This is a genomic window from Reichenbachiella sp. MALMAid0571 (genome assembly GCF_040151475.1).
Taxonomy (GTDB): domain Bacteria; phylum Bacteroidota; class Bacteroidia; order Cytophagales; family Cyclobacteriaceae; genus CAXBNB01.
This window is the reverse complement of sequence record NZ_JBDKWG010000148.1, coordinates 40529-64950: the sequence shown is the minus strand read 5'-3', so window position 1 is coordinate 64950 and position 24422 is coordinate 40529. Positions and strand designations below refer to the sequence as shown.

24 protein-coding genes are annotated in these 24422 nt (G+C 37.1%); 3 read left to right on the top strand and 21 right to left on the bottom strand.

Translation table 11 applies throughout. The annotated features are described in order from the left end of the window. Positions 1–103 precede the first annotated feature (103 nt). The 17 genes from AAOP42_RS20340 to AAOP42_RS20260 form a co-directional block, all read right to left on the bottom strand. Positions 104–382: a DUF983 domain-containing protein gene (locus AAOP42_RS20340; RefSeq protein ID WP_349530427.1), complete on the bottom strand. Its 279-nt coding sequence runs from the start codon at positions 380–382 to the stop codon at positions 104–106. Between the two features lie 73 nt (positions 383–455). After that, the gene (locus AAOP42_RS20335) at positions 456–710 is read right to left on the bottom strand and encodes a CAMCR motif-containing small membrane protein (RefSeq protein ID WP_349530426.1); all 255 of its coding nucleotides are present in this window, start codon (positions 708–710) and stop codon (positions 456–458) included. Between the two features lie 95 nt (positions 711–805). Beyond that, entirely contained in the window at positions 806–1375 is a 570-nt protein-coding gene (locus AAOP42_RS20330) for a DUF420 domain-containing protein (RefSeq protein WP_349530425.1), read from the bottom strand. 4 nt (positions 1376–1379) lie between these two features. Next, complete coding sequence (locus AAOP42_RS20325; protein WP_349530424.1) at positions 1380–1973, bottom strand: hypothetical protein; 594 nt, start codon at positions 1971–1973, stop codon at positions 1380–1382. Between the two features lie 80 nt (positions 1974–2053). Continuing rightward, positions 2054–2380: a cytochrome C oxidase subunit IV family protein gene (locus AAOP42_RS20320; RefSeq protein WP_349530423.1), complete on the bottom strand. Its 327-nt coding sequence runs from the start codon at positions 2378–2380 to the stop codon at positions 2054–2056. 19 nt (positions 2381–2399) lie between these two features. Further along, the gene (locus AAOP42_RS20315; protein ID WP_349530422.1) at positions 2400–3149 is read right to left on the bottom strand and encodes a cytochrome c oxidase subunit 3; all 750 of its coding nucleotides are present in this window, start codon (positions 3147–3149) and stop codon (positions 2400–2402) included. A gap of 19 nt (positions 3150–3168) precedes the next feature. Next, on the bottom strand, positions 3169–3750 hold the full coding sequence (locus AAOP42_RS20310; RefSeq protein ID WP_349530421.1) for a cytochrome c oxidase subunit 3: 582 nt from the start codon (positions 3748–3750) through the stop codon (positions 3169–3171). A 4-nt stretch (positions 3751–3754) separates the two neighbouring features. Beyond that, positions 3755–4651 carry a heme o synthase gene (gene cyoE / locus AAOP42_RS20305; RefSeq protein ID WP_349530420.1) on the bottom strand — a complete coding sequence of 299 codons (897 nt, stop codon included), beginning with the start codon at positions 4649–4651 and terminating at the stop codon, positions 3755–3757. Next, positions 4641–5714, bottom strand: a complete 1074-nt coding sequence (locus tag AAOP42_RS20300) for a COX15/CtaA family protein (RefSeq protein WP_349530419.1) — start codon at positions 5712–5714, stop codon at positions 4641–4643. The genes cyoE and AAOP42_RS20300 overlap by 11 nt, the downstream gene beginning before the upstream one ends. 6 nt (positions 5715–5720) lie before the next feature. Then, complete coding sequence (locus AAOP42_RS20295) at positions 5721–7556, bottom strand: cytochrome c oxidase subunit I (RefSeq protein ID WP_349530418.1); 1836 nt, start codon at positions 7554–7556, stop codon at positions 5721–5723. Between the two features lie 47 nt (positions 7557–7603). After that, positions 7604–8635: a cytochrome c oxidase subunit II gene (locus tag AAOP42_RS20290; RefSeq protein WP_349530417.1), complete on the bottom strand. Its 1032-nt coding sequence runs from the start codon at positions 8633–8635 to the stop codon at positions 7604–7606. Positions 8636–8664: 29 nt separating this feature from the next. Next, positions 8665–9942 (bottom strand): quinol:cytochrome C oxidoreductase, encoded by a 1278-nt coding sequence (locus tag AAOP42_RS20285; RefSeq protein ID WP_349530416.1) that lies wholly within the window; start codon positions 9940–9942, stop codon positions 8665–8667. Between the two features lie 16 nt (positions 9943–9958). Beyond that, positions 9959–10585, bottom strand: coding sequence for a c-type cytochrome (locus AAOP42_RS20280; protein ID WP_349530415.1), 627 nt, complete (start codon positions 10583–10585; stop codon positions 9959–9961). Positions 10586–10611: 26 nt separating this feature from the next. Then, entirely contained in the window at positions 10612–11139 is a 528-nt protein-coding gene (locus tag AAOP42_RS20275; protein ID WP_349530414.1) for a DUF3341 domain-containing protein, read from the bottom strand. 1 nt (position 11140) lies between these two features. Continuing rightward, positions 11141–12508: an NrfD/PsrC family molybdoenzyme membrane anchor subunit gene (nrfD, locus tag AAOP42_RS20270; protein WP_349530413.1), complete on the bottom strand. Its 1368-nt coding sequence runs from the start codon at positions 12506–12508 to the stop codon at positions 11141–11143. Positions 12509–12521: 13 nt separating this feature from the next. Further along, positions 12522–15596, bottom strand: a complete 3075-nt coding sequence (locus AAOP42_RS20265) for a TAT-variant-translocated molybdopterin oxidoreductase (RefSeq protein ID WP_349530412.1) — start codon at positions 15594–15596, stop codon at positions 12522–12524. Between the two features lie 33 nt (positions 15597–15629). Next, positions 15630–16889 (bottom strand): c-type cytochrome, encoded by a 1260-nt coding sequence (locus AAOP42_RS20260; protein WP_349530411.1) that lies wholly within the window; start codon positions 16887–16889, stop codon positions 15630–15632. A 441-nt stretch (positions 16890–17330) separates the two neighbouring features. Between AAOP42_RS20260 and AAOP42_RS20255 the strand changes: the two genes are divergently transcribed. Continuing rightward, positions 17331–17669, top strand: coding sequence for a PadR family transcriptional regulator (locus AAOP42_RS20255; RefSeq protein ID WP_349530410.1), 339 nt, complete (start codon positions 17331–17333; stop codon positions 17667–17669). Between the two features lie 97 nt (positions 17670–17766). Next, entirely contained in the window at positions 17767–18984 is a 1218-nt protein-coding gene (locus tag AAOP42_RS20250) for a serine hydrolase domain-containing protein (protein ID WP_349530409.1), read from the top strand. A gap of 115 nt (positions 18985–19099) precedes the next feature. On the opposite strand, the gene AAOP42_RS20245 is transcribed toward AAOP42_RS20250, so the two are convergent. After that, positions 19100–19768: a hypothetical protein gene (locus AAOP42_RS20245; protein WP_349530408.1), complete on the bottom strand. Its 669-nt coding sequence runs from the start codon at positions 19766–19768 to the stop codon at positions 19100–19102. 114 nt (positions 19769–19882) lie between these two features. Here AAOP42_RS20245 and lysA point away from each other — a divergent pair, with 114 nt between their 5' ends. Next, positions 19883–21034 (top strand): diaminopimelate decarboxylase, encoded by a 1152-nt coding sequence (lysA, locus tag AAOP42_RS20240; protein ID WP_349530407.1) that lies wholly within the window; start codon positions 19883–19885, stop codon positions 21032–21034. A 201-nt stretch (positions 21035–21235) separates the two neighbouring features. Here the strand turns inward: lysA and AAOP42_RS20235 are convergent, their stop codons facing one another. From AAOP42_RS20235 to AAOP42_RS20225, 3 genes are all read right to left on the bottom strand, one after another. Next, positions 21236–21970: a hypothetical protein gene (locus AAOP42_RS20235; protein ID WP_349530406.1), complete on the bottom strand. Its 735-nt coding sequence runs from the start codon at positions 21968–21970 to the stop codon at positions 21236–21238. A 128-nt stretch (positions 21971–22098) separates the two neighbouring features. Next, on the bottom strand, positions 22099–22881 hold the full coding sequence (locus AAOP42_RS20230) for a hypothetical protein (RefSeq protein WP_349530405.1): 783 nt from the start codon (positions 22879–22881) through the stop codon (positions 22099–22101). A gap of 10 nt (positions 22882–22891) precedes the next feature. Further along, positions 22892–24409, bottom strand: coding sequence for a SusD/RagB family nutrient-binding outer membrane lipoprotein (locus tag AAOP42_RS20225; protein WP_349530404.1), 1518 nt, complete (start codon positions 24407–24409; stop codon positions 22892–22894). Positions 24410–24422: the final 13 nt, after the last annotated feature.

The following is a 24422-nucleotide window of genomic DNA, read 5'->3' as shown; positions in this document are numbered from 1 at the left end:
ATCTATGCCAAATCAATATATTGGATAAAATTAAACTGAATTAATCAATTTGATTGGAAGAGTAGGAATTTGTTACACTTACCTTAAATGTAACACTCAAATTTTAGGCTTTGCTGTACCGGGAATCGAATTGTATCCCTCCAAAGAGATGAAGCATTAATGACCTGGAATACCTATACGTCAACGGTGAAAGCAGTACCATAAAAAACAACACTGTGATCAGGTATATCCAGATATCAGGATCGTCGAAAAAATTATACAGTACCACTCCGCAAATGATCGAAACTGCAACAGACACGGCATAGCTAATAAACATGGCACCATAGTAAAAGCCCGGTTCGGGTTCGAATGCCAGATTACAAACCGAACACTTTTTGTACATTGATCTGTTTTTAAAAAATTTGATCAGGGGTAGTTGAAATAAATCTCCTTGTCTGCAACGAGGACACTTACAATCAACTAAGGCTCTTGTACTGCTTATTTCTTGCATTGGATTTGCTGTTTCTATACCAAAAAAATGCTACTACTGCAATGACCAAGTAAGGTGTAAAGAACAAATACATAATACCAAAGTTTAGTCCTTCGGCAAGGTTCAGTTCACCATTGTTTACATTATTGACAACAGTCGTTTTGCACATGGCACATTGTGCAAATGACTTCATGCTAAAAAACAACACGGCTGACACAGCCAATAGCGACTTTTTAATCATGATACAAAATTAATAAATGTTTGCTTCGCTATTGCCTTTATACCTTGACATTTATTACTGATAATAGTCAGGTTTTGAGATTTTATAGCCTTTGATTACCGATAATACGGACTGATCATAAAATAAACCAACACGCCTGATACAGATACATAAAACCAAATTGGCCATGTGTATTTTACAATTTTTAAGTGTTTTATGAAGTTTTCAGAGAGCGCATAATAAAAGGCAAAAAGAACAAAGGGCACCACTACAATGGATAAACTAATGTGAGACAATAGCAAGGTATAATACACATACCTTATATTGCCTACTCTTAGCAACTCATTTGCCTCCAACGTTCCATTCCCATTGATGTCTCCATACGATACTGAAGGAACACTGGCATGATAAATAATATAAGAGACCAAAAACATCGCTCCAAGCACAAAAGAAAGCTCCATAAACCATTTATGCCATTGGCGCTCATCATTCATGATGAAATACCTTGCCATAAGTAAAAATACGGCAGTAAGTCCGTTTATAAATGCGTTAAAAGTGGGAAGATCTCTGATCCAGGATGCATCCGAAGAAATTTTAAATGGTGAAAACAGCAAAACTGCCACAGCAATGGGTATGACAATTGATACTACTATAATAGTTGTTAACGCTTTTTTATTAGGCTTCATAAATTCAATTTCCAATTCTTAATATTTCCAGTTCTACAGCAAGTCTGTCTGATTCTTTTCTATCAAACACATTATAATACCCTCTGATTCTCTTCATTCTATCTACTAATACTACAACTCCATTTTTGGTTATCCTGTTGTCACTAATGGATGGAATTTCAAGGTTCAAACCGCAATTTACGAACTCGATCAATTTACCTTTACTGGTGACAACATTCCAATTTCCATCAGAATCAGGATATAATCCGGTTTGATCACCCTGCACAAGCGATACTATCTTAAAGTCATTCCATTCTTTAAACTTATCGCTAAGTGACAACAAGTTATTGATTTTATATTGACAGGAATCACAATTGGGTGTGCCCGGATCGTACACTACTATCCCTTCGGTGTTTGTGTCAAATGTTGTATCAAAATCCTGATAGCCGGGGACTTCAAATTGCCCGGATACCTGAGAGCATTCTCCGATAGGTTCATCAATTCCAGTTTCATAGTACACCTGTACTTCAAACTTATTTTCTCCAAATCCCTGAAGAAAAATATATATAGATACCGGGAAACCCAAAATAAAAAACAGAAACAACCACTTCAATTTCATACTACAAAGTTATACCTATCAAAAAAAAATCATGCTGTAGAATACAGCATGATTTTTTCTTTATAAAAATATCTTATTAATTAAAATCCAAGTGCATGAAAGATAGCAGCTCCCTGAATCAACAATGCAAGGATCAGCCAAAGGACAAAAACACACGGTAACAGGATGGTATAAATCAACCCTTTAGTTTCGTGCCCCAAGTGCATAAATTCACCCACTATATATCCAGCCTTTACCAATGTCATAATGATAAAAGTGATTGTCTTAAATGTTCCGGCATCAACAGTGAACGCTATCACGAACTCAATTGCTGTGATCACTGCCAAAATCCCCGCCACCTTCCAAATTTTTAAAATTTTAGATTTATCAGCAGGTTGTACGTTTATATCAGTTGTTTCTTGTTCCATTGTATAATTATTAATAAAGTCAGACCAGATAAAAGAAGGTAAATACAAATACCCAAACAAGATCCACAAAGTGCCAATATAAGCCAACTTTTTCCACCATTTCATAAGTTCCCCTTCTAGCCAATACCCCTGTAGTGGCTTGATAAAATATGATGAAGTTGATTACTACTCCACTAAACACGTGAAATCCGTGAAATCCTGTAATAAAGAAAAACAATGCAGCAAAGTTTGGAGGGCCATACTGGTTTATACTTAGATTGGCTCCATGAAAAACAGAACCATCAAGCAATCTACCTCCTTCATCTGTACCTGTTATAAAATGAGTCCATTCCCATGCCTGACACCCTAAAAATGTCAACCCTCCAAGAATAGTCCAAAGCATCCATTTCTCAACTGCCACCCTATCGTTTCTATGCCCTGCTTCTACAGCAAGTACCATAGTCACACTACTCATAATCAATATAAAAGTCATAATCCCTACAAAAACCAATGGAAGGTGCATTCCATGTAATAGTGGCATACCATCAAACACAAATTCAGGTACCGGCCAGTATGACTGAGAAAACTCGAAAGGTCCACTGCTATAATCAAAAGCAACGTGCCTGTAACGGATTAAACCATAGGATACCAACAAAGATGAAAATGTAAAGGCATCTGAAAGCAGGAAAAACCACATCATTAGTTTTCCATAACTGGCCTTAAACGGCTCTACTCCTCCGCCATTCCAAAGGTCTTTGTTTTCTTCTACTACAATAGCTGAACTTGCCATGTTTTTAATTCAATTTAGTTTAATGATTAAGAGCCAAAAATAAGTATAAATACAACCAAAGTCCACCCAAAAAATGCCAATATGTGGTGCAAATTTCTAATTGGACTAAACTTTTTGAATGTATCTTATACTGAAAGGCTGAAATTAATACTACTATTAAAAATATTACTGCACTAATCAAATGAAGACCGTGCACTCCTGTTAATACATATAAAAATGATCCGGCTGGATTTCCTACAAAATACACCCCTGAATCTACCAATTCACCCCAAGCCATATACTGACCAGCTAAAAACATAGAACCTAATACAAAGGTGACTCCAAGTGCCAAACGTATCTGTTTAATTAAATTTTTCTTGGCAGCAATAAAAGCCCAATGCATTGACACACTGGATAAGAGTATTACCAATGTGGTATAATCAAAGAGTATTGGTAATTCAAAATCCAGCCAAACTCCATCCGATTGCTTCACCACATAAGCACTGGTAAAAGCCACAAATAGCATTACCACTGATACCATAAACAGCCACATTGCAAACTTTTTAGGATGCATTCTTAGCATATTCGATGGTTTTTTCTTTAAAGTCATTGCTACATTCATATTCTTAAATTTTATCTAAAAGAAAAGCAATTTGAACTATTGGCAAATATAAAAACGAACCATACATAATCTTAATGGCTGATTTTTTAGAGTAATCTCTCATCAGCCCAAATGTTTGTGCCAAAAACAACACACCACAAATGGTAGCAACAACAGCCGAATTTACACCTGTTATCCCAAAATACATAGGCAACAACCCAAGTGGGATCAAGAATAGTGTATAAATCATTATGTTAATAGCCGTTTGAATATCCTTTTTCCCATTGCCTGGAAGCAACTTAAATCCTGCCTTTTTATAGTCCTCATCAGCTACCCAGGCAATCGCCCAAAAGTGTGGGAACTGCCAAATAAATTGTATTCCAAAAATGATAAGTGCCTCGTAAGAAATACTACCAGTAGCAGCTACCCATCCCAAAAGCGGTGGCAATGCACCAGGAATTGCCCCGACAAATACTGCAATTGGCCCTACTCTTTTTAAGGGAGTATATACAAAACTGTATAGGATCATTGAAATGAATGACAATACTACCGTTTGAATATTGGTAGTGAAATAGAGCAGGCAAATTCCTGAAAGGAAGCATAACACCGCAAAGGTTATAGCTTCATTGGTAGTAAGCTTACCTGTTGGCAGAGGCCTGTCTTTAGTCCTTTTCATGACGGCATCATACTCTACTTCTATTACCTGATTGATTGCAATAGAAGCTCCTGAGACCAATATACCTCCCAAGCTCAGCATTAATAAGACCATGAGGTCAACTCCATTGACAGAAGCTAAAATATATCCAAACCCTGATGAAAACGCTACTAAAAATGAAAGGCGTAGTTTCATTAGTTCTACATACAGTTTAGCTTTTTCACCAAACCCAGCAACGGAAACACTTGCTACCCTGTTAGTTCGCATTAGCCAATCGTTTATTAATATTAGAAGATTCATTTACTATCAATAGCAAATAATACTGGATGCCAAAAATCAAAAGCGCCAGAAATAGGTGAATAGGCTGAATCAAATACGGTAAGGCGAAGTAAACTAAGATAGCACCAGTTACTATTTCTAACAGAATAAGTAAAATAAGACTCCAACTTAAAACTACAGAAGTTCCAACCAGATTTAACGTTCTAAATAATCTGATTAATAAAATAATATGCAAAGTCAATATCACCAACGAATAAGTCCTGTGGAGATAAAATGTTAATCCCAAGTTATCTATCCACCGTACTCTGGATGTTTCTCCAAGATGGGCTGCTATAGTATCTATTGCTTCACGAACCTGGGTTCCTAATACAATTTGAGTCAGCAACAAGATGATACAAACAATCAATAGCCCCTTCACTGATTTAGGTCTTTTCTTATCAATTACTCTTCTGTTTTCCTGCAAATCAAATCTTATGTAAAGCAACAAAGCTATTAATCCAATGGCCAATAGCATGTGAAAGGTAATCATACCAGGCAGTAAATTGGTAGAGACTACTATAGATCCAATCCAACCCTGAAAAGACACTAACAACAAAGCACAGAAAGACAGGATAGTAATTTTTCTGTTGTGTGACCAATAAGAAAAGGATTTAATAAAACCTGATAAGATAAATAGGCCAACCAAAACTCCCACAATCCTATTCACATATTCCACCCAGGTTTTAGTAGGATTGAAAGTCTGTTCAATGAGAATAGAATTATCATTCGTTATCCTACCGGCAAGATTTTCCATTCCTAGTGTTCTCATCATTGATGCTACCCTCAAATTCTTTTCATGACGTTTCTGTGAATATATTTCCTTGTAATTTTCAGGAAGTTCAGAAACATCGGTTGGAGGTAAATAGTTACCAAAACATTTTGGCCAATCAGGACACCCCATTCCTGATCCTGTACTACGAACAATGCCGCCTACCATGATTAAAAGGTAAACGGCAATGATCGTTATCAAATTAAGTCTTGTATATAACCGATCAATCGGCTTTGCAGTCATACTTTTTTACTTACCAGCCCTGGCCAGCTCTTCCTCATGTTCCATGTTTGACTCCTTCGTTTCAGAATAAGGAACTGTCTGAGGAATATAGTCACTTTCGGAACCAGGCTTACTATAATCATAAGGCCATCTGTACACCTGAGGAATATCTCCAGGCCAGTTTCCGTGCCCCGGTACTCTTGGAGTTGTCCATTCCAAAGTATTTGACTTCCAAGGATTCTCGGAAGCTTTTTTACCTCTAAATATGCTATAGAAGAAGTTTAGCAAAAAGATAAACTGTGCTCCAAAGGTCAAAATAGCCGCAGCACTAACAAACATATTCAAATCACCAAATGAGCTAAAAGCATCAAAGTTTGTAAAAGAATAATACCTTCTGGGAAATCCGGCTATACCAATATAATGCAATGGAAAAAATACCATATAAACACCTACAAATGTTATCCAGAAATGTATATATCCTAATTTGGCATCCATCATCCTACCATACATTTTAGGAAACCAGTGATAAACTCCGGCAATCATCCCAAAGAAAGCAGCACTACCCATCACCAGGTGAAAGTGAGCTACTACAAAATAGGTATCATGTAAAAATATATCCAATGCAGAGTTTCCTAAGAATATTCCGGTGATACCTCCTGATATAAAGAAAGATACCAAACCAATAGAAAACAACATTGCCGGAGTAAATACAATGTTTCCTCTCCATAAAGTAGTGATGTAGTTAAATGCTTTTATGGCTGATGGGACTGCTATTATCAAGGTCAAAATCATGAAAATAGATCCTAAAAACGGACTCATACCAGTAACGAACATGTGGTGAGCCCATACAACGAAAGACAAAATACCAATCCCCATAATCGAACCGATCATAGCTCTGTATCCAAAGATTGGTTTTCTCGAATTTGTTGAAATAATCTCCGATGTAATTCCTAAAGCAGGAAGTATCACGATATACACCTCAGGGTGCCCCAAAAACCAAAACAGGTGCTGAAACAAAATTGGACTTCCACCCTGATTGGCCAGGGCTTCTCCTCCGATATAAATATCAGATAGGTAAAAACTTGTTCCAAATGATCTGTCAAATACCAATAATAATACAGCAGCTACCAATACAGGAAAAGACAATATTCCTAGAATAGCAGTAATAAAGAATGCCCAAATAGTAAGTGGCAATCTTGTAAAAGTCATTCCTTCTGTTCTCAGGTTGATAACGGTAGTCACATAGTTAATCCCTCCCAATAATGTAGAAGCAATGAAAAACACCATCGAAACCAACCAAAGAGTCATACCCAATCCTGAACCGGACATTGCTTGTGGTAGCGCACTCAAAGGTGGGTAAATAGTCCAACCCCCACTGGCAGGCCCTGTTGATATGAACAATGAAATAAACATGATCACACTGGATAAGAAAAAGAACCAGTAAGACAACATGTTCATAAAACCAGAAGCCATATCTCTGGCTCCTATTTGCAGCGGGATAAGGAAATTGCTGAAGGTTCCACTAAGTCCGGCGGTCAATACAAAGAATACCATGATGGTACCATGCATGGTCACCAAGGCAAGATAAAACTCAGAATCAATTTTACCTGTAGGCGTAATCCATTCTCCGAGAATCGGCCTAAGCCATTCCATATCCATATCTGGAAATCCTAATTGGAGTCTGAACAATATGGAAAGTCCTCCTCCTAAAATTGCCCACATTATACCCGTAATCAAAAATTGCTTACCTATTACTTTATGATCCTGAGAAAAAATATAATTGGTTACAAAATTTCCGTGATGTTCGTGGTGATCATCGTGGTGGGCTTGACTTTCATCTAATTGTACTTCAGTAACAGCCATAATTTCTTTATTCTTAGTGCGAAGTATATACTTTTAATTTGATCGTATTAATTGCCCGCTTTTAAGGCAACACTTTCTGCTGCTTTTGATTTTTTCAACTTAGCAGTGTAATCTGGGTTTTTAGACAACCAAGACTCCTGAGAAGCATACCACTTCTCATATTCTTCAGGTTCATCAACTACAATAATGTGTCTCATTGCAAAATGACCTTTTCCACAAATTTTATTGCATACCAACTCATATTGAAAATCTGGATTGCCAGTCTCCTTCCTCATATCTTCAGTAGATTTGGTAGGAACAAACCAGAATTGAGTAGGCATACCCGGCACAGCATTCATTTGCATTCTAAACCAAGGTACATACACACTATGTATCACATCTCTTGCCCTGATTTTAAACAATACAGGCTTACCTTTCGGAATATGAATTTCTCTTGGCATAAAATCGTCTAATGCGTTTTTATCGGTAAAATCAACACCTAATTGATTTTCAGAATCTATTAACTGATAATTATGATCTCCTAATGCCTTGTCTTTTCCCGGATAACGTGAAGCCCAAGCATATTGATAGCCTACAACCTCCACTACTTCAGCATTTTCAGGAGCCTGACTAGTGATTTTGCTCCATGCACTAAACCCAGACCAGATCAATAAAGTAAGAACAATAGCAGGAATTATAGTCCATATCATCTCCAATTTATCATTGTGCGGGTAGAAATAAGCCTTTTGGTCTTCTTTATGTTTATACCTGAAAGCAAAGTAAAAAAGAAAGATATGTGTACCAATGAAAACGAATATGGTCACTGCCATGGTAATCCAAAACAGTTTGAAGGTAATAGCCCCATGTTCTGAAGCTACCGGTACGGTATATCGGTCAAATTCCGAAAAAGAATAACCTGCAAATAAAATAACTCCTAATACCAAAAACACCATAAATAAGATGCCATTGACATTATTGCTTGCTCCTATGTCTTCAGCTTTCTTATCTTTCATTACCTGCACAAGTGTATGTGCCCTGAAAATGGTAACGAGGATGGCTATTATTAAAATAACCGCTAACCAGATAATTAAATTCAGCATAACTCTATCTATAAAATATTTTCGATCTCTTAAATATGGTGATGAAGGCTTTCTTCCAACATTGGGTGATTTTTAGCAACCAATGGTTGCTTCGCAAGACTACTTAATACTACAAATAAAAATCCAGATGCAAATATTAAAATAGTCCCTACTTCCAACAGCCCAAATCCTCCATTATCTTTCATTGTACCCGGAGTAATCATTAAGAAAAAATCTATCCAGTGTCCAAAAATGATAATCGGACAAACAACTTTCAACATTCTTGTATGTCTTTTCGCCTGCCTGGTCATCAATAAGAAAAATGGCAGGAAGAAATTCAATATCAGGTTGATCCAAAAGAAACCTACATAAGTTTCACTATGGAGTCTCTCAATGAAATAAATTGTTTCCTCAGGAATGTTTGCATAATAAATAAGCAAGAATTGAGAAAACCATATATATGTCCAGAAGATACTGAACCCCCATACAAACTTACCTAAGTCATGTAGATGGTTTTCGTTTACTATTTTCAAATACCCTTTGTCTTTTAAGAGCACCGCAATTAAAGCTATAGATGCAAGTGCAGTAACCCACCAGCTGGCAAATACATACCAACCAAACATAGTACTGTACCAGTGTGGGTCTATAGACATCACCCAATCCCAGGCTGCCATTGAAGAAGAATAGGCAAAGAACACCAAGAATATGGCGGATAAACTTCTAAGTTTAAACCATTGGTTTGTACCTCCTTCAAGGTCTTCTGCAAACATTCTTTTCTTCATAACTCTGAACATAAGAATCCATACCACAAAGAAAACAATCAATCTACTTATGTAGAAAGGTGTGTTCAAATACCATGATTTCCCAGCTATAATTGAGTCATACTCAGGGTTTGGTTTTCCACTTTCCAAAAACTCTTCGTAAAGGCTATGATGTGTCCAGTGAAACAAGTCATGACCTGCCACAAAAAACATTAAAAGCATTATTCCACCAGCAATTGGTAACCAATTACCAAATGCCAATGCTATTCTTTTAAATCCAACAGACCATCCTGATTGAGTTGCATACTGAATCGCAACGAAGAAAACTCCTATAATAGCCAGTCCTGTAAAGAAGATATTGTTAATCCAAATATCTGCATAAAGTCGTTTCAACCATACAGCAGTGTCATGATGTCCGGCAGCCTCATGTGCTTCGTGCCCTCCTCCATGGTGTCCTCCTGTATTTATCAGAATTATTCCCACAATTGCCAACACCACACCAACTACCAAAGTGATGACCAGGTTTTTCTTTGCCTTCCCAGAGAATATATATTTTTCGTCAGTCATAATCGTAAAGTATGAATTATTGTTTTTGAAGGGTTTGAACAAATCTTACTATTTTCCATCTGTCCTCTACACTTACCTGAGAGGCATGTGAACCCATTCGTCCTTTACCGTTGGTGATCACATGAAAAATATGTCCCGCAGGTTTGTCTTTTACAGCCCTGGAATTATAAGGTGTAACTCCTTTGAAAACTTCACCAACCAAGCCATCCCCAAGTCCGGTAGATCCATGGCAGTGTTCGCAATATCTGTCAAAAAGTATTTTACCTTCAGCAACTATAGCTGAAGTAGAGTCAAGAGGATTTTTCAACACAGATGCAGCCAGTGTCAGACTATCCTTTGGAATCCTGTAAGGGAGGTATCCGTTTTTATTTCTCTTTACCGTATTTGCAACAGGCTCCCTCATATTCATGGCATGAGGGTTATTAGGATTGGAAGTATAAAACTCTCCGGGTACATCCTCCATAGAAGTCAGCCATCTGCCTGCTTCTTCATCCTGAATTTGGGATAGCCCTTCATAAGGAACGGAATGGTACATCTGAGGTGCATATTCCACACCAGGGTTATCGCCACGAGAAGCACAAGACATGAGTCCATACCCCAAGGATGCTACGATTACCCAATTTGTATATTTATAAAAATTCATCTTAACGATTTTTCTAATCAAATCAATTATACAAAGTTCTTGTTGTTCACTTCCGACGCTCCAGACGCTTGAAGCACCTTCTTTATTTCTTCCTCAGACATTCCGTTTTTAGCCAAATCAACGGCCATCACATGTTTATCATCAGTAATTCTCAAATCAAATATTCTTGGTTTTCCCCAAGGCTTAAGGTTACTAACTGTAAAAAAAGTACCAACCATCCCAAAAGCGGCTAATAGTACTGTTAACTCAAACGTCACAGGAATAAAAGTAGGAAAAGGAAAGAAATCTTTACCTCCAACAATCATTGGCCAATCCACAGTCATAGTACCGATTTGTAGTGTCAAAGCCAGGCATGTCCCGGTTATTCCGAATAAAAATGCGGCGACAGATAACCTTGATGTCTTATAACCCAATGCAGCTTCAATACCATGTACCGGAAATGGTGAATACACTTCATGAATTTTCACCCCTCCTTCACGAACATCTTTTATTCCTTTCAACAAAAGATCTTCATCATCATAAACACCCAACACGAAATTTTTATCGCTTTCCATATTATTTATCTGTTTTTTCTGATGTTGCTTTAACAATACTCTTTACCTCAGCCATGTTGATCACAGGAAAGAACTTAGCAAATAAGAAAAATGCCGTGAAGAACAAACCAAACGTAAACATGTAAACTCCTATATCTGCCGGCTTAGGATAAAACATAGCCCAACTGGATGGAACAAAGTCCCTATGAAGAGAAGTGACGATAATCACAAATCTTTCAAACCACATTCCTATATTTACGATTATTGAGATTACAAATGTTGAAGCAATATTTGTTCTGATACTTTTAAACCAAAATAGCTGAGGTGAAATAACATTACATGTCATCATAGCGGCATAAGCCCACCAATAAGGACCAAAAGCCCTGTTCAAAAATGCATATTGTTCCGCCTCAACCCCAGAATAAGATGCTATAAAGAATTCTGTAATGTATGCCACACCCACAATAGAACCAGTAATAGTGATCACAATGTTCATCAATTCGATGTGCTGGATGGTGATGTAATCTTCTAATTTATATACTCTTCTGGTCACTAACAATAATGTCAATACCATCGCAAATCCAGAGAAAATAGCTCCTGCTACAAAGTATGGAGGAAATATTGTTGTATGCCATCCCGGTATAACAGAAGTTGCAAAGTCCATTGATACAATAGTGTGTACCGAAAGTACGAGAGGTGTAGCTAAGCCAGCCAGTACAAGAGATACTGTTTCATATCTTGACCAGGTTTTAGAAGCACCATCCCAACCAAAACTCAAAGCACCATAAATCGCTTTTCTGATTTTGGTTGTTGCTCTGTCTCTGATTGTAGCAAAGTCAGGAATCAAACCTATGTACCAGAACACAAGGGATACCGAAAAATAAGTACTAATGGCAAATACATCCCAAAGTAATGGTGAGTTAAAGTTTACCCAAAGGGATCCAAATGTATTAGGTAATGGTAGAGCCCAGTAAGCTCCCAACCATGGTCTTCCCATGTGAAGTACCGGAAACATTGCTGCGCAAATTACAGCAAAAATGGTCATTGCTTCAGCAGCACGGTTGATCGCCATTCTCCATCTTTGTCTAAACAAAAGAAGAATTGCAGAAATCAATGTTCCTGCGTGACCGATACCTACCCACCATACGAAGTTGGTTATATCCCAAGCCCAACCTACTGTTTTATTCAAACCCCATTCACCTATACCATGCCACAACAACCTGTACACGTAATAACCTGCTATTATGAGCACACTGAGAGAAAGAGTAATAGCCAGTAACCAAGATTTACTTGGTTTCTCTTCTACTCTACTACAAATGTCATTTGTTATGTCGTGAACAGTTTTACCACCTGTTACAAGAGGCCGGCGAACTACTGATTCTGCGTGCATAATTTGTATTTTTTTAAGCGTTTGATTCTTCTTTATTTCTAATCTTAGTGAGGTACCAGACATTTGGTTTCACATTTATCTCCTCAAGCATGTTGTAGGCTCTTTCTTCTTTCACTTCAAGGCCATTTTCTCCATCCTTAAGCCTCAACATTTTTGAAATCTTACTATTAGGATCTTTCATATCCCCAAATACCAATGCTTCAGAAGGACATGCAGTAGCACAAGCTGAAGTAATTTCTCCATCTATTGGTCTTCTTCCTTCTTTTTTGGCTTCAAGTTTACCATACTGAACTCTTTGTACACAGAAAGAGCATTTCTCCATCACACCTCTTGCTCTCACAGTAACATCCGGATTCAATACCATTTTACCCAAGTCGTTGTTCATTGAAGTGTTTTCAGGGAACTGGCTGTTGTCATGGTATTTGAACCAATTAAATCTTCTTACTTTATATGGGCAGTTGTTAGCACAATATCTTGTACCAATACATCTGTTATACGCCATTTGATTAAGGCCTTCAGTACTATGATTGGTAGCAGCAACAGGACAAACCGTCTCACACGGCGCATTGTTACACTGCTGACACATCATAGGCTGAAATGTAACTTCTGGTTGGTCAGCAGCGATCTCCATGGCATTCAAATCACCCTCTGGTGCATCACTGCTATAGTACCTGTCAATCCTCAACCAAGCCATCTCTCGTCTGTTGAGTACTTCAGCTTTTCCTACAACGGGAACGTTATTTTCAGCCTGACATGACACTGTACATGCACCACAACCGGTACATGAGTTCATATCTACAATCATTCCCCAATGGTGATTGGGATATTTGTGTCCTTCCCACAACGACACATTACCCGGCTTTTCTTTACCATGATAAGTAGATATCATAGGGAATGCTCTTCCTGCAGAAGGATTTTTTTGATATTCTGATAGAATAGACTCTTGTACCACACTACTTCTGTTCATATAAGTATGATGAGTTTGTGTTTGAGCTATTCTATATTCCTCTGACGTCAATTCAATTTTCACACCGGAGGTGATTGCCATATTTTGAAATCCACCAGCATAACTGATGAATGGATATGCATTTTGTCCAACACCATTGGCAACTTTACCGGCACTGGTTCTACCGTACCCAATAGCCAATCCGACTGTACCTTCAGCCTGTCCTGGTTGGATCATCACCGGAATGGTAATAGTTTTTCCATTTACAGTCAGGTTAGCCAGTTTAGTGCTCATATCGCCAACTACCAGTCCTAGTTTGTCAGCTTTATCTCTTGAAACAGTCAGGTAGTTGTCCCACACTGCTTTAGTGATAGGGTCAGGCATTTCCTGCAACCATGGATTGTTGGCCTGAGATCCATTACCCAACGCACCAGTAGCATAAATCACCAACTCATCACCAGAACCCGTTGCACTCGCTTTATAGTCAACAGCTATTTCTACTGCCTCCTGAGCAGCTTCAGTATTTTCAGTAGCCTTTACTTCAAACACCCCATCGTATAAGCATTTGTCCCAGAAAGTTTCAAAATTGCTTTCATCAGATTGTGCTGTAAAATTGGTATTTTTCCAGTTTTCTTTTATGAAATCAAAATATGTAGCATCATTCCCGGCCCAAGCTAAGAACGATTGTTGTGCTTGTCTTGTATTGAAGAGATTGGAAATGGTAGGCTGTGTCAATAAAAATTTACCACTAACTGGTTCAGCATCATTCCACGACTCCAAATAGTGATTGTCCGGTGCAATAGCTTTAACCAAACTTGCTGTTTCATCTTTTCTATCAGAAGTAGAAATAGAGAATTTAACTTTCTTCAATCCTTCTTCCATGTCCTTGCCCATCGCATGGTCATATACAGGATTACAGTTGAAAAAGATTACAGCACCGAAGGATCCTGATTTCAAATCTTTCACAAAATTCACCATTTTCTTATCATCTCCCTTTCGGGTATAATCAGAAGAGTTGATGTCAAGGGTAGTTCCGTAGTTGCCAAGCAGATTGTTGATAGCATTTACAAGTACTTGTACCTGCTCTTCATTCGATCCTGATACTACAAGTGACTTACCTTTGTTTGCCCAAAGTTCGTTGGCAGCTTTTGTCAGATTAGCAGAATCTTCAATGGTACCGGCATTTACTGTAGCTGCTCCGGCTTTCTTAGCTATTGCATTGTACAGATTAGCCACATACATACCTTGCTGAGAAGCTTTTATCCTTGTTCTGTAATCAGCATTCGATCCTGTTAGTGACAGGTTTGACTCAAACGCATACAGTCTGGACATTTCTTTTTTATTCGGGCCAAGCTTTCTGGTAGTAGCAAATTGCTTGTTGTGCAACGAATGGTTCAACCACTCGCCCAAAAAGTCTGCTCCGAAAGTTACTATTGTTTTGGCCTTGCTAAAGTCATAAGAAGGCAATACTCTTTTCCCGAAGCTCTTTTCATTGGCACTCAAGGTACCTGAGAATGAAACCTGATCGTAAGTTATTTCTTCTATCCCTGCATACTTAGCTTTCAAAGTATCAATAGCTGCCTGGGTAGAAGGACTAAAGATAGAATTGCTCACGAAAGCAATCCTTCCGGCTGAAGCTAAATTAGCACTTACAGCTTTATCCAAATCACCCCAAGTGGTTTCCTTGCCATCCATCTGCGGAGCAGATAGTCTTTCTTTGTCATACAAAGACAAAACAGAAGCCTGAGCCTGAGCAGAAGTACCACCACCACTTAAAGATGATAGTGTGTTAGGTTCAATTTTTATTGGCCTCCCCTCTCTTGTTTTTACCACTATACTGGCAAAATCATTACCATTTAAGTAGGTAGATGCATAATAGTTTGGAACACCAGGATCAACATCAATTGGTTTGTTCAAATAAGGAATAGCTTTCCTGATAGGAGCTTCGCAGGCAGCCAATGAAGCAGCAGCTATGCCAAAGCCCATCATTTTAAGGAAATCCCTTCGATTTGTACCGTCACCTTCACTCTCCTCATTTATTGGAAGGTGTTCAGCAAATTCTTTATCAGCATATTTTTCGAACTCAGGATTTTTGGTCAATTCCTCCAACCCCTTCCAATATTGCTTTTTGTTGTTTTTCATATCTCGTAAATGGTACAAGTATTTTTTATAAAATCAGTAATGACACTTTGAGCATTCCAAACCACCTATGTCTTCTACTTTCATAGGTTCTTTGCTTGTTTCGTTGTGTAGCTTCACTAATTTATCGTAGTATTCATTTCCTTTAGTATTCACATCGGTCTCTCTGTGGCAATTGATACACCATCCCATTGTAAGGGGTGAGTACTGGTACACCACATCCATCTCCTCTATCGGGCCATGACAGGTCTGACATTCTATTTCTCCGACTTTCACATGTTGAGAATGGTTAAAATATGCCAAATCAGGCAAGTTGTGAACCCTCACCCATTCTATAGGCGTATTGGTATCCACTGCTGCTTGTATTTTTTGAATTTCTTTAGAATCTGTCTTAATGGACGAGTGACAATTCATACAAATATTTGGAGATGGAATATTAGCATTCTTACTTTTCCTTACTCCCGTATGGCAATAATTACAGTCTATCTCGTACTGCCCTGCATGTATTTTGTGCGAAAAAGCGATAGGCTGTGTGGGCTGATATCCTTGCTGAACCCCAACGGTGAACAAACCATCCAAAGCGGACTTCAATACGATCGCTGTAAACACAAATGCTACTATTCCCAAAAATGCATTGCTTTTTACAAATTTCTGTAGGTCAATTTTTTGATCTACTATTTCTTTATCCTCTTCGGATATATCTTCTTTTGCATTAAGGTGTTTTTTAAGTACTCCGATGATAAGTCCCAGTACTGCCAATATCAATACCAATACTACAATAAGCCCAATCATTATGATGGTCATGTATTCCGAAGTGTTTTCCTCTTGCTGAACTTCTCCATCTCCACCAGTAGCCTGTGGAGCCGCTACAACTTCCTTTGCAGATTCAGCTTTCAGATAAGCAATGATTGACAATATTTCATCATCCGAAAAATCGAAAGATGTCATTTGAGTCTTATTATACTCTTCGTATAATTTCACCGCATAATCATCTCCACTATTGATTACTTTTTGAGAGTTTTTAACAAAAGCCTGAATCCACTCTACAGGCCTTCTTTTATGAACATCTTTAAGAGCTGGCCCTACTACCCGTTGATCAACAGCATGACACACTTTACAATTGGCCTTAAAAAGTTTCTCACCACTTGATATTACAGCCTCATCCGTTGGAATACCGTCATCTTGTGCCTGAGCACTGTTGATCGCAATAAATAGAGTGAAAATTAAGGAAAATGAAAGGATAATTCTTTTAGAAAAAAATCCCACTTTGGAATAGAAACAATTTCGTTTTAGCATCAGTATTTAGCTTTCCTTTTTGTAGTGGATGCAAATGTAGTGTCGGCATGAATTAATTCAAAAACATATTTAGGACAGAAACGTAGCATTTTGGTTCTTTTGGTAGTTTTGTATATTTATAATACTGATTATAAGCATCTTACGTTATTCATTGGCAATATATTTGACTGTTATTTAGAATAATTATAAATAATAAAAGTGATTCTTATCTTATATACCCGTTTGAAATGTGATTTTCATCATATTTTTCCCGTCTGACCCAATGGATTTTGTAGATTTACACATATTTGGAAATATGCTTCAAATTTGGCTATTGAAATGAAAATCTGATCATTTTAGGTTCTTTTTCTCTTCGGGTAGAAAAGAATTTTAGCCAACCAATCATACCTAATAGTATTTGGTATTTTTTTGAATACAAAAGAGCATTATGTATATTGCTTTATGTATTCTAAAGAACTTCTCAAAGGGACACTAAAAACTATCGTATTAAAGCTACTCTCGGAAAACGGAAAAATGTACGGCTATGAAATCACCCAAAAAGTAAAAGAATTAACAGATAGCAAAATACTTCTGACCGAAGGGGCACTCTATCCTACATTGCACAAATTAGAAGCTGCCGGTCTTATTGTATCTCAAACACAAAATATTGGAAAACGTGTTCGGAAATACTATTCGGTTACATCCATTGGTGCGGATCGAGCTATCAGTTTAGCCAATGAATTTGTTGAATTTGTTCGGACTATGTTACTTTTGCTGAACCCACAACTTAGTAAAAAATGAAACCATAATGACAACAGAACCTTTAGTAAACTGCTGACCTATTAAGAAGATTGTCGGTCAATAATTAATCAACACCATAAAATACTATTGTTAAATCTTGAAGTACATTTTACCTACACTCCTATTTGGTTTTCTCATGTTCGTTATTTCTTTTACGACAGACCGAACGGTTAAAACCGAGCCAAACTTACAAATCTCATTCTCTTCTATTGAAAAACACCTGGAAAATGCCCCCTACCAACAATTTGGGGCAGTATTCAAATATTTTTTCGAACAAAGCGATTGCCCTGGAGCAGCGATCGTTGTGGTAAAAGATACTTCTGTGATAATTATGGACGGTTTAGGAGTAAAAACTGTCAATTCTACAGACTCTGTTGACACCAATACCATTTTCAGACTTGGCAGTGTATCAAAAGGATTTACTGGCATTCTGACAGGAATGCTTGTGAATAAAAAGTATCTTGATTGGGATACCAAGGTAAAAGAACATGTACCAGATTTCGTATTAAACGACGAGAAACAGGCTTCCAATATAGAAATTCGGCATTTACTCTCACATACTACAGGACTACCACTTCACAGTTATACCAACTTGCTCGAAGAAGACATGGGGATCAAAGAAATAATGCCAAAACTGAAATCGGTGGATCTCATTTCAAAAGAAGGCCAGCTTATGTCATACCAAAATGTTGCCTTTGCTATTATTGAAGAAGTGCTTAAATCCTCAACCAATAAAAGTTTTGAACAACTACTTGAAGATAATATTTTTACCCCTGCAAATATGAGACATTCTTCATGTTCAATCCTGACAATAGATTCAACATCAAATATGGCAATGCCACATAGGTGGAATTCGGTTTCTAAAAAATATTACCCTACCAAACAAAATAACAAATATTATAACGCACCATCAGCAGGAGGTATCAATACTTCAATCTCTGATGCAAGCCAATGGTTACAAATTCTACTGGGCAACCGACCCGATATTGTACCATTGCATGTATTGGATAGCGTTTTTGCTCCTGAAGTGAGTACCAGCAGAAATAGAAAATATTTCAACAGATGGTCAGGAGTGAAAAAATCTTACTACGCCAAAGGATGGAGAGTGATTGAATTTGGTTCTCGCACTATTATGCATCATGGAGGTTATGTGAATCAATACCGAAGTGAAATTGCGGTAGATAGAAAAAACAAACTTGCCATTTGTGTACTCTTCAATGCTCCTTCAAGACATTCATCTCAAGTAGTCCCATTGTTTTTTAGCTACTGTGATAGCCTTGATAATATACAACTGAGAAAATCAACACTTAATTAGAGTCTGTCTAAATGTGCTTTGAGAAGCCTTTCAGGATTCTTAAAGCTTACTATTTTAACAGCTTTACCAATCTTAAAATCTTAGTAAAGCGTGGATCGTACTTTATAGACAGACTCTAGGCAGAAACGCCTTCTTTGATATTCATCAAAACAGAAAAAGATTCATTTATATTCTCCTGATCTACCACTATGGTAAATTCATTTGCCGTTGAAACCACCTCAATAACGTTAATTCCTCTCCAGGCTATCATTTTGAAGAGATAATAATACAGCCCCATCACCTCTACATTTGATGATTTCAGTTTTACAGTGACCGAGCACAAATTGGTAATACCTGAAATGTATTTTTCGTTTTTGAAAAGTTCGTCAACCTGCTCTTTTAAGTTCTGACTTAGAATAAAAGTGTACTCAAACATGCCTTGCTTAAACGAACAATAGGCATCTACGTTTTTATCTACTTCGTGTAATAATTTAGTTTGATTTTCTATTAATGTATGGGAATTGGCATACGAACAAGTCATTAATCCAGACCGAACAAATATTTCACCAAAATAACGACCAATATCCTCTGCTTTCAACATCACTGCGCCCGACATGTTTTTTGTATATCTCTTTAACGCCATAACAATAGCACCTTCATTTACTTCCTTCATCAGAGCCTCTTCTATAGAAGGTTTTATTAACCTTGCCAGTGAAGATAAATTAATCAAACCATCCTGCATTGCCTCTTCAACAAAGGGTAATTTCTTCACTTCAAACTCTACTACCTCTGCAATTGTTCTCATAAATATCCTTTTAGTGTTAATTATTTAACAATTTATTAATTGTTTGTTGAAATTCCATAATGTTTTTCGAAATAAATACACTCAAGTTAATTTTGATGTCCTAAAACAAGCATTATGCCCAAAACCCCATTTTATTACTATGATCTTAACCTTCTGGATCGTACCCTCAAGGCACTAAAAAGTGCTATTACTGATAGTTCTTATCATGTACATTATGCTATAAAAGCCAATGCAGAAACTCGCATTTTGAAAAAAATAATTGACTATGGATTAGGTGCTGATTGTGTCAGTGGAAATGAAATAATTAAGGCCATTGATTCAGGATTTAACCCTAAAGATATTGTACTTGCCGGAGTAGGAAAAACAGACGAAGAGTTGACTCTGGCAATAAAAAATAACATCCATAGCATCAACTGTGAATCCATAGAAGAACTGGAAGTTATTGATCAGGTAGCAAAACAAAATAACTCAATAGCCAAGATAGCATTTCGATTGAATCCAAATGTGGATGCACAAACACATCGTCATATTACGACTGGTTTAAGTGAAAATAAATTCGGTATTCCAGTAGCAGATTTAGGAATGGCACTTGAAGAAGTGTCGAAATACAAAAACATTATGTTGACGGGGGTGCATTTTCATATAGGCTCTCAAATCCTGAGTTTAAATCCTTATGCGAAACTATGTTATGCGGTTAATGATGTTCTTACCTTTCTTGATTCTAAAAACATTGAGATAGAACATTTAAATTTAGGTGGCGGGCTTGGTATAAACTACCATGAACCAGACACGAATCCAATTCCTAATTTTGAAGAATATTTCAAAGTTTTTGACAAATTTCTTAAACCCAAACCAAATCAAAGTGTCCATTTTGAACTGGGTAGGTCTCTGGTTGGTCAAATGGGCTCTCTTATATCAAAAGTACTCTATGTGAAAGTTGGAAAAGAAACTAAATTTGCTATCATAGATGCTGGAATGACCGATTTGATCCGTCCGGCACTCTATAATTCTTACCATAAAATCGAAAATATTAGTTCAGATAAAGAAATGGAATCGTATAAAGTAGTAGGTCCTATTTGTGAAAGCACAGATACCTTTGGAGAAGCGGTATTACCAATGACTTCAAGAGGCGATATACTTCAGATTCGATCAGCAGGAGCTTATGGACAAGTTTTGAGCTCAAACTATAATTTGAGAGATAGGGCTGAATCTATTTACTCTGACGAATGGGATCTTGCTTCTATTTTAATCGGCCAAAAAAATTAAACTGCCACCAGCAAAAATCGGTAAGTTTGAAAATATCGACAAATCTCAACCAAGTATCTTCAGCAAGGATAAATCTCCATTGAAGCCTATATGACCAAACTAAGGAGTACTGGCTGTGGCAAAGAATTTTATAAATTGGAAGAAGGAGTGAAAGAGTATGTATGTAGTTTTATATACAAAGAAAATTTCAAATGATTTGACTCACAAGGCCAATGTATTAAAATAATTAAAAGCCAATACCCACTCATCAATACTTTTAAATTTTATTTTTTGATCATCAGCAAACTCCGAGATATCCTTTGACTTTTCATCAAATACTTTTAAAGCTACTTTCTTTGAAGTAGGTAGTTTAATTATTTCCGAATTAGAAACTATATAAGACACTTCTCTCCTAAGCCATTTGGAATTTTTACTTCCTGTATTAAACTGAGGACTGTAATTTGGAGGTACTAATTTCGCACTTTTCTTAGTAACCAAATACTTGCCATCAGTAGTTTTCGCATGTAGAATTCCAATTCCTTCCAAACCTCTGTTAGAAATTTTAGCCAAATTACAATATTGAGATTGGGGATCACTGACTATGAAACTATCTACTTCATGTAGCTCAATGACCCTGATCATTTGATTTAATGATATCAAAAGCTCATCCCTGGCCAAATCATAATTCAAGGTATAGCCGTTTACCTTGCCATATTTATTCGAATAAATTTCTCCTTTTGAATACTCTTCAAATAAATACGGTGAACCTTCTGTACTTTCGGTATTATGCTCAACCCTCTGAGTGAGTTTATTTAAGAGCTCTGATGGCACAAAGGCTTCCTTTACATTGGATTGATACGAACCTGTAGGCTGTGCATTGGAAGTGAAACTTATTCCCAATGTAAAAGAAAAAAATAACGGTACAATGTTAGATTTTAGTTTGTATTCTTTTGTCATAAAGCCGTTTTGTATGCTATTTCTAGCAAATCTTAAAACCAACAAATTTATCCCTCATAAGCTGTAAAAAAAGGTAGCCTAAAATTTAGGCTACCCCTTTTTATCCATCAAATCAATAGACCCTTAATTTACTGCTTTGTTAGGGTAGTGACACCATAATCACCATACCCATTCGACCAGGAAAGGGTAATGGTTCCATCAGCATTAACAGTTCCAGAACCATTAAATACATCTCCACCATAAACCACATCAGGCTGATCAATAAGACTAATTACATCGCATACGTCAGTAATATCAGCCGGATTATCGGATGCACCATAGCTATTTTTATACAACCCAAATGTAATATCCGAAACTTCATAAACACCACTTGTTGCGGTCTCTGTGAGTGTAACTTCATACGGGTCATCAGTTCCTGCACTTCCTGAAGTCAGAGAGCTATACGTTCCGGCTAAATCTGATACACAAGAAAAAGCAATAGAAGTTTTCTGTGCAGGTTTAAGAACCCTCCCATCGGTCAAATTCACTGTATAACTAAAAACCCATACATCTCCTGGCCCTAAATCAGATTCAGTGATACTTAAACCTTCCAATAACCCTGTTAAATCAAAACTTAAAGTTGTAGGAAAGGTTGTTATTGATCCTACATCTATATCTGCTACAGTAGTTGCTGTTCCATTGAAACTCTTTATCACTGAAACACTTTTTACTAATGAAGCACTTGAAAATTCTGTTAGCTCCACTGTCAAATCAATTGCCTCTGTAGCACCAAATATGTATGGTTTACTAGATGGAACTTCTATCGTTGCTGCAGAACTTATATTGGCTGTAGCAAATTCATTATCCTCCAGACATCCACCGAGCAATACGGAAAATGCAAGGATTGATACATAATATAAATAATTCTTCATGTCTTATCTCTTAATTATTACAAAGTGTACAGTTTTCAGGAGCAGTATTCCACCAAACTTTACTGGTTACTGCATTGAATCCAACAGGAACTCCCTGAGCGTTTACATTTTCAGAATTGTAATTCAATTCAGCAGAGGGATATGGAAATCTTGTAGCAGGCTCAGTCATACTAGAAATATTTGCGTTTTGTGCCGCTGACAAGCTCGGTATTTTAGTACGCCTCCAGTCGTTATACACTTCGAATTGAGTAAACATCGCAATATACTTCTGGTTCATTACTTGGTTATACGCAATATTTAAAGGAGACCTCAAAGTTTCATTTGCAGTCAAATAAGCATCAACATCAGTTGATGCACCAGAAAGATTGTCATCATCAGCCGATTTCTTATCTATCTCATCAGACAATTCATCAAATGATGCACGAACTGCTGCACTATATGCTGTTTGAGCAGCTGGTAAATCCCCTTTAATTAAATGAGCCTCAGCCTCAATAAACTTCACCTCAGGATATGACGCCATAATTACCGCTGCATCAGCTGCACTATAATATTCCCCAATAGGAGACTTATCCGTATCCCCATCAACTCCGTTCTCATGTCCAGAAAATTCTCCATCACCATCAAATCCTGCCAATGCATATATTCTAGGATCATTTCTTATCAACAAATCTGATATGAATTTATCACTCATTTGCTGATCTGTACTCCACTTGCCATCAATAGCATATTGATACCATGGATTTTCCTGACCAGCTTCATCCAAATATTCGTAAGTCGCATTATCCGTATTACTTGCAAATGAATTAGCGGTGGCAGCCAACGCTAAATCCGCTTGAGTTACAGCATTAAATCCCGGGGCATAAGACAGTCTCATGTAGAATCGAGCTTTTAACAAATAAGCCAGTTTTTTCCATTTTGTCATATTTCCACCATACACAAAGTCATCTTCGCCAACCACATAAGTACTTAAACCATCTGTTCTATCAATATCTGCAATAGCATCATCAAGCATAGTTTGAAGAGATGCATAAATAGACTCCTGAGTATCATAAGCTGGTCGTGGATACATATCAGGATTCCAAGCTTCAGAAAACGGAGCATTTCCATATAAATCCGTTACTATACTCATATTCCAAGCCCATATGATTTTAGCAATACCAGCATAATCATACAACTCATTAGTAGTCGCAATTTCTGATAAAATCTTACAGTTCTGCATTGCATTTGAGTAGGAATAGTAAGTCCATGTGTTGTTTACATCATTTTCATCCACTCTATAGATGCCATAGTGAGGTAAAGCTCCATTATATGATTGCTGTTGCACCCATGTACTTGTAACCCTTACCGGATAGCCAGCCAAAATCTGATAAGTGAAATTGGCTATTATTCCAGTCAATAATAATGGTTCGGATACTACAACTGGGTTATTTGGATCTTCGTTTACATCCAAAAATTCTGAACAGGAAGTTGAAAAGAGCATTAAAGCACTCAATACAAATCCTGTTATATATTTATTAATTGAATTCATAACTTTTAATTTA

Bases quoted from the DNA above. Each gene is read 5' to 3' on its own strand.
- AAOP42_RS20340 (WP_349530427.1), bottom strand. From the start codon at position 382: ATGTACAAAAAGTGTTCGGTTTGTAATCTGGCATTCGAACCCGAACCG.
- AAOP42_RS20335 (WP_349530426.1), bottom strand. From the start codon at position 710: ATGATTAAAAAGTCGCTATTGGCTGTGTCAGCCGTGTTGTTTTTTAGC.
- AAOP42_RS20330 (WP_349530425.1), bottom strand. From the start codon at position 1,375: ATGAAGCCTAATAAAAAAGCGTTAACAACTATTATAGTAGTATCAATT.
- AAOP42_RS20325 (WP_349530424.1), bottom strand. From the start codon at position 1,973: ATGAAATTGAAGTGGTTGTTTCTGTTTTTTATTTTGGGTTTCCCGGTA.
- AAOP42_RS20320 (WP_349530423.1), bottom strand. From the start codon at position 2,380: ATGGAACAAGAAACAACTGATATAAACGTACAACCTGCTGATAAATCT.
- AAOP42_RS20315 (WP_349530422.1), bottom strand. From the start codon at position 3,149: ATGGCAAGTTCAGCTATTGTAGTAGAAGAAAACAAAGACCTTTGGAAT.
- AAOP42_RS20310 (WP_349530421.1), bottom strand. From the start codon at position 3,750: ATGAATGTAGCAATGACTTTAAAGAAAAAACCATCGAATATGCTAAGA.
- cyoE (WP_349530420.1), bottom strand. From the start codon at position 4,651: ATGCGAACTAACAGGGTAGCAAGTGTTTCCGTTGCTGGGTTTGGTGAA.
- AAOP42_RS20300 (WP_349530419.1), bottom strand. From the start codon at position 5,714: ATGACTGCAAAGCCGATTGATCGGTTATATACAAGACTTAATTTGATA.
- AAOP42_RS20295 (WP_349530418.1), bottom strand. From the start codon at position 7,556: ATGGCTGTTACTGAAGTACAATTAGATGAAAGTCAAGCCCACCACGAT.
- AAOP42_RS20290 (WP_349530417.1), bottom strand. From the start codon at position 8,635: ATGCTGAATTTAATTATCTGGTTAGCGGTTATTTTAATAATAGCCATC.
- AAOP42_RS20285 (WP_349530416.1), bottom strand. From the start codon at position 9,942: ATGACTGACGAAAAATATATATTCTCTGGGAAGGCAAAGAAAAACCTG.
- AAOP42_RS20280 (WP_349530415.1), bottom strand. From the start codon at position 10,585: ATGAATTTTTATAAATATACAAATTGGGTAATCGTAGCATCCTTGGGG.
- AAOP42_RS20275 (WP_349530414.1), bottom strand. From the start codon at position 11,139: ATGGAAAGCGATAAAAATTTCGTGTTGGGTGTTTATGATGATGAAGAT.
- nrfD (WP_349530413.1), bottom strand. From the start codon at position 12,508: ATGCACGCAGAATCAGTAGTTCGCCGGCCTCTTGTAACAGGTGGTAAA.
- AAOP42_RS20265 (WP_349530412.1), bottom strand. From the start codon at position 15,596: ATGAAAAACAACAAAAAGCAATATTGGAAGGGGTTGGAGGAATTGACC.
- AAOP42_RS20260 (WP_349530411.1), bottom strand. From the start codon at position 16,889: ATGCTAAAACGAAATTGTTTCTATTCCAAAGTGGGATTTTTTTCTAAA.
- AAOP42_RS20255 (WP_349530410.1), top strand. From the start codon at position 17,331: ATGTATTCTAAAGAACTTCTCAAAGGGACACTAAAAACTATCGTATTA.
- AAOP42_RS20245 (WP_349530408.1), bottom strand. From the start codon at position 19,768: ATGAGAACAATTGCAGAGGTAGTAGAGTTTGAAGTGAAGAAATTACCC.
- lysA (WP_349530407.1), top strand. From the start codon at position 19,883: ATGCCCAAAACCCCATTTTATTACTATGATCTTAACCTTCTGGATCGT.
- AAOP42_RS20235 (WP_349530406.1), bottom strand. From the start codon at position 21,970: ATGACAAAAGAATACAAACTAAAATCTAACATTGTACCGTTATTTTTT.
- AAOP42_RS20230 (WP_349530405.1), bottom strand. From the start codon at position 22,881: ATGAAGAATTATTTATATTATGTATCAATCCTTGCATTTTCCGTATTG.
- AAOP42_RS20225 (WP_349530404.1), bottom strand. From the start codon at position 24,409: ATGAATTCAATTAATAAATATATAACAGGATTTGTATTGAGTGCTTTA.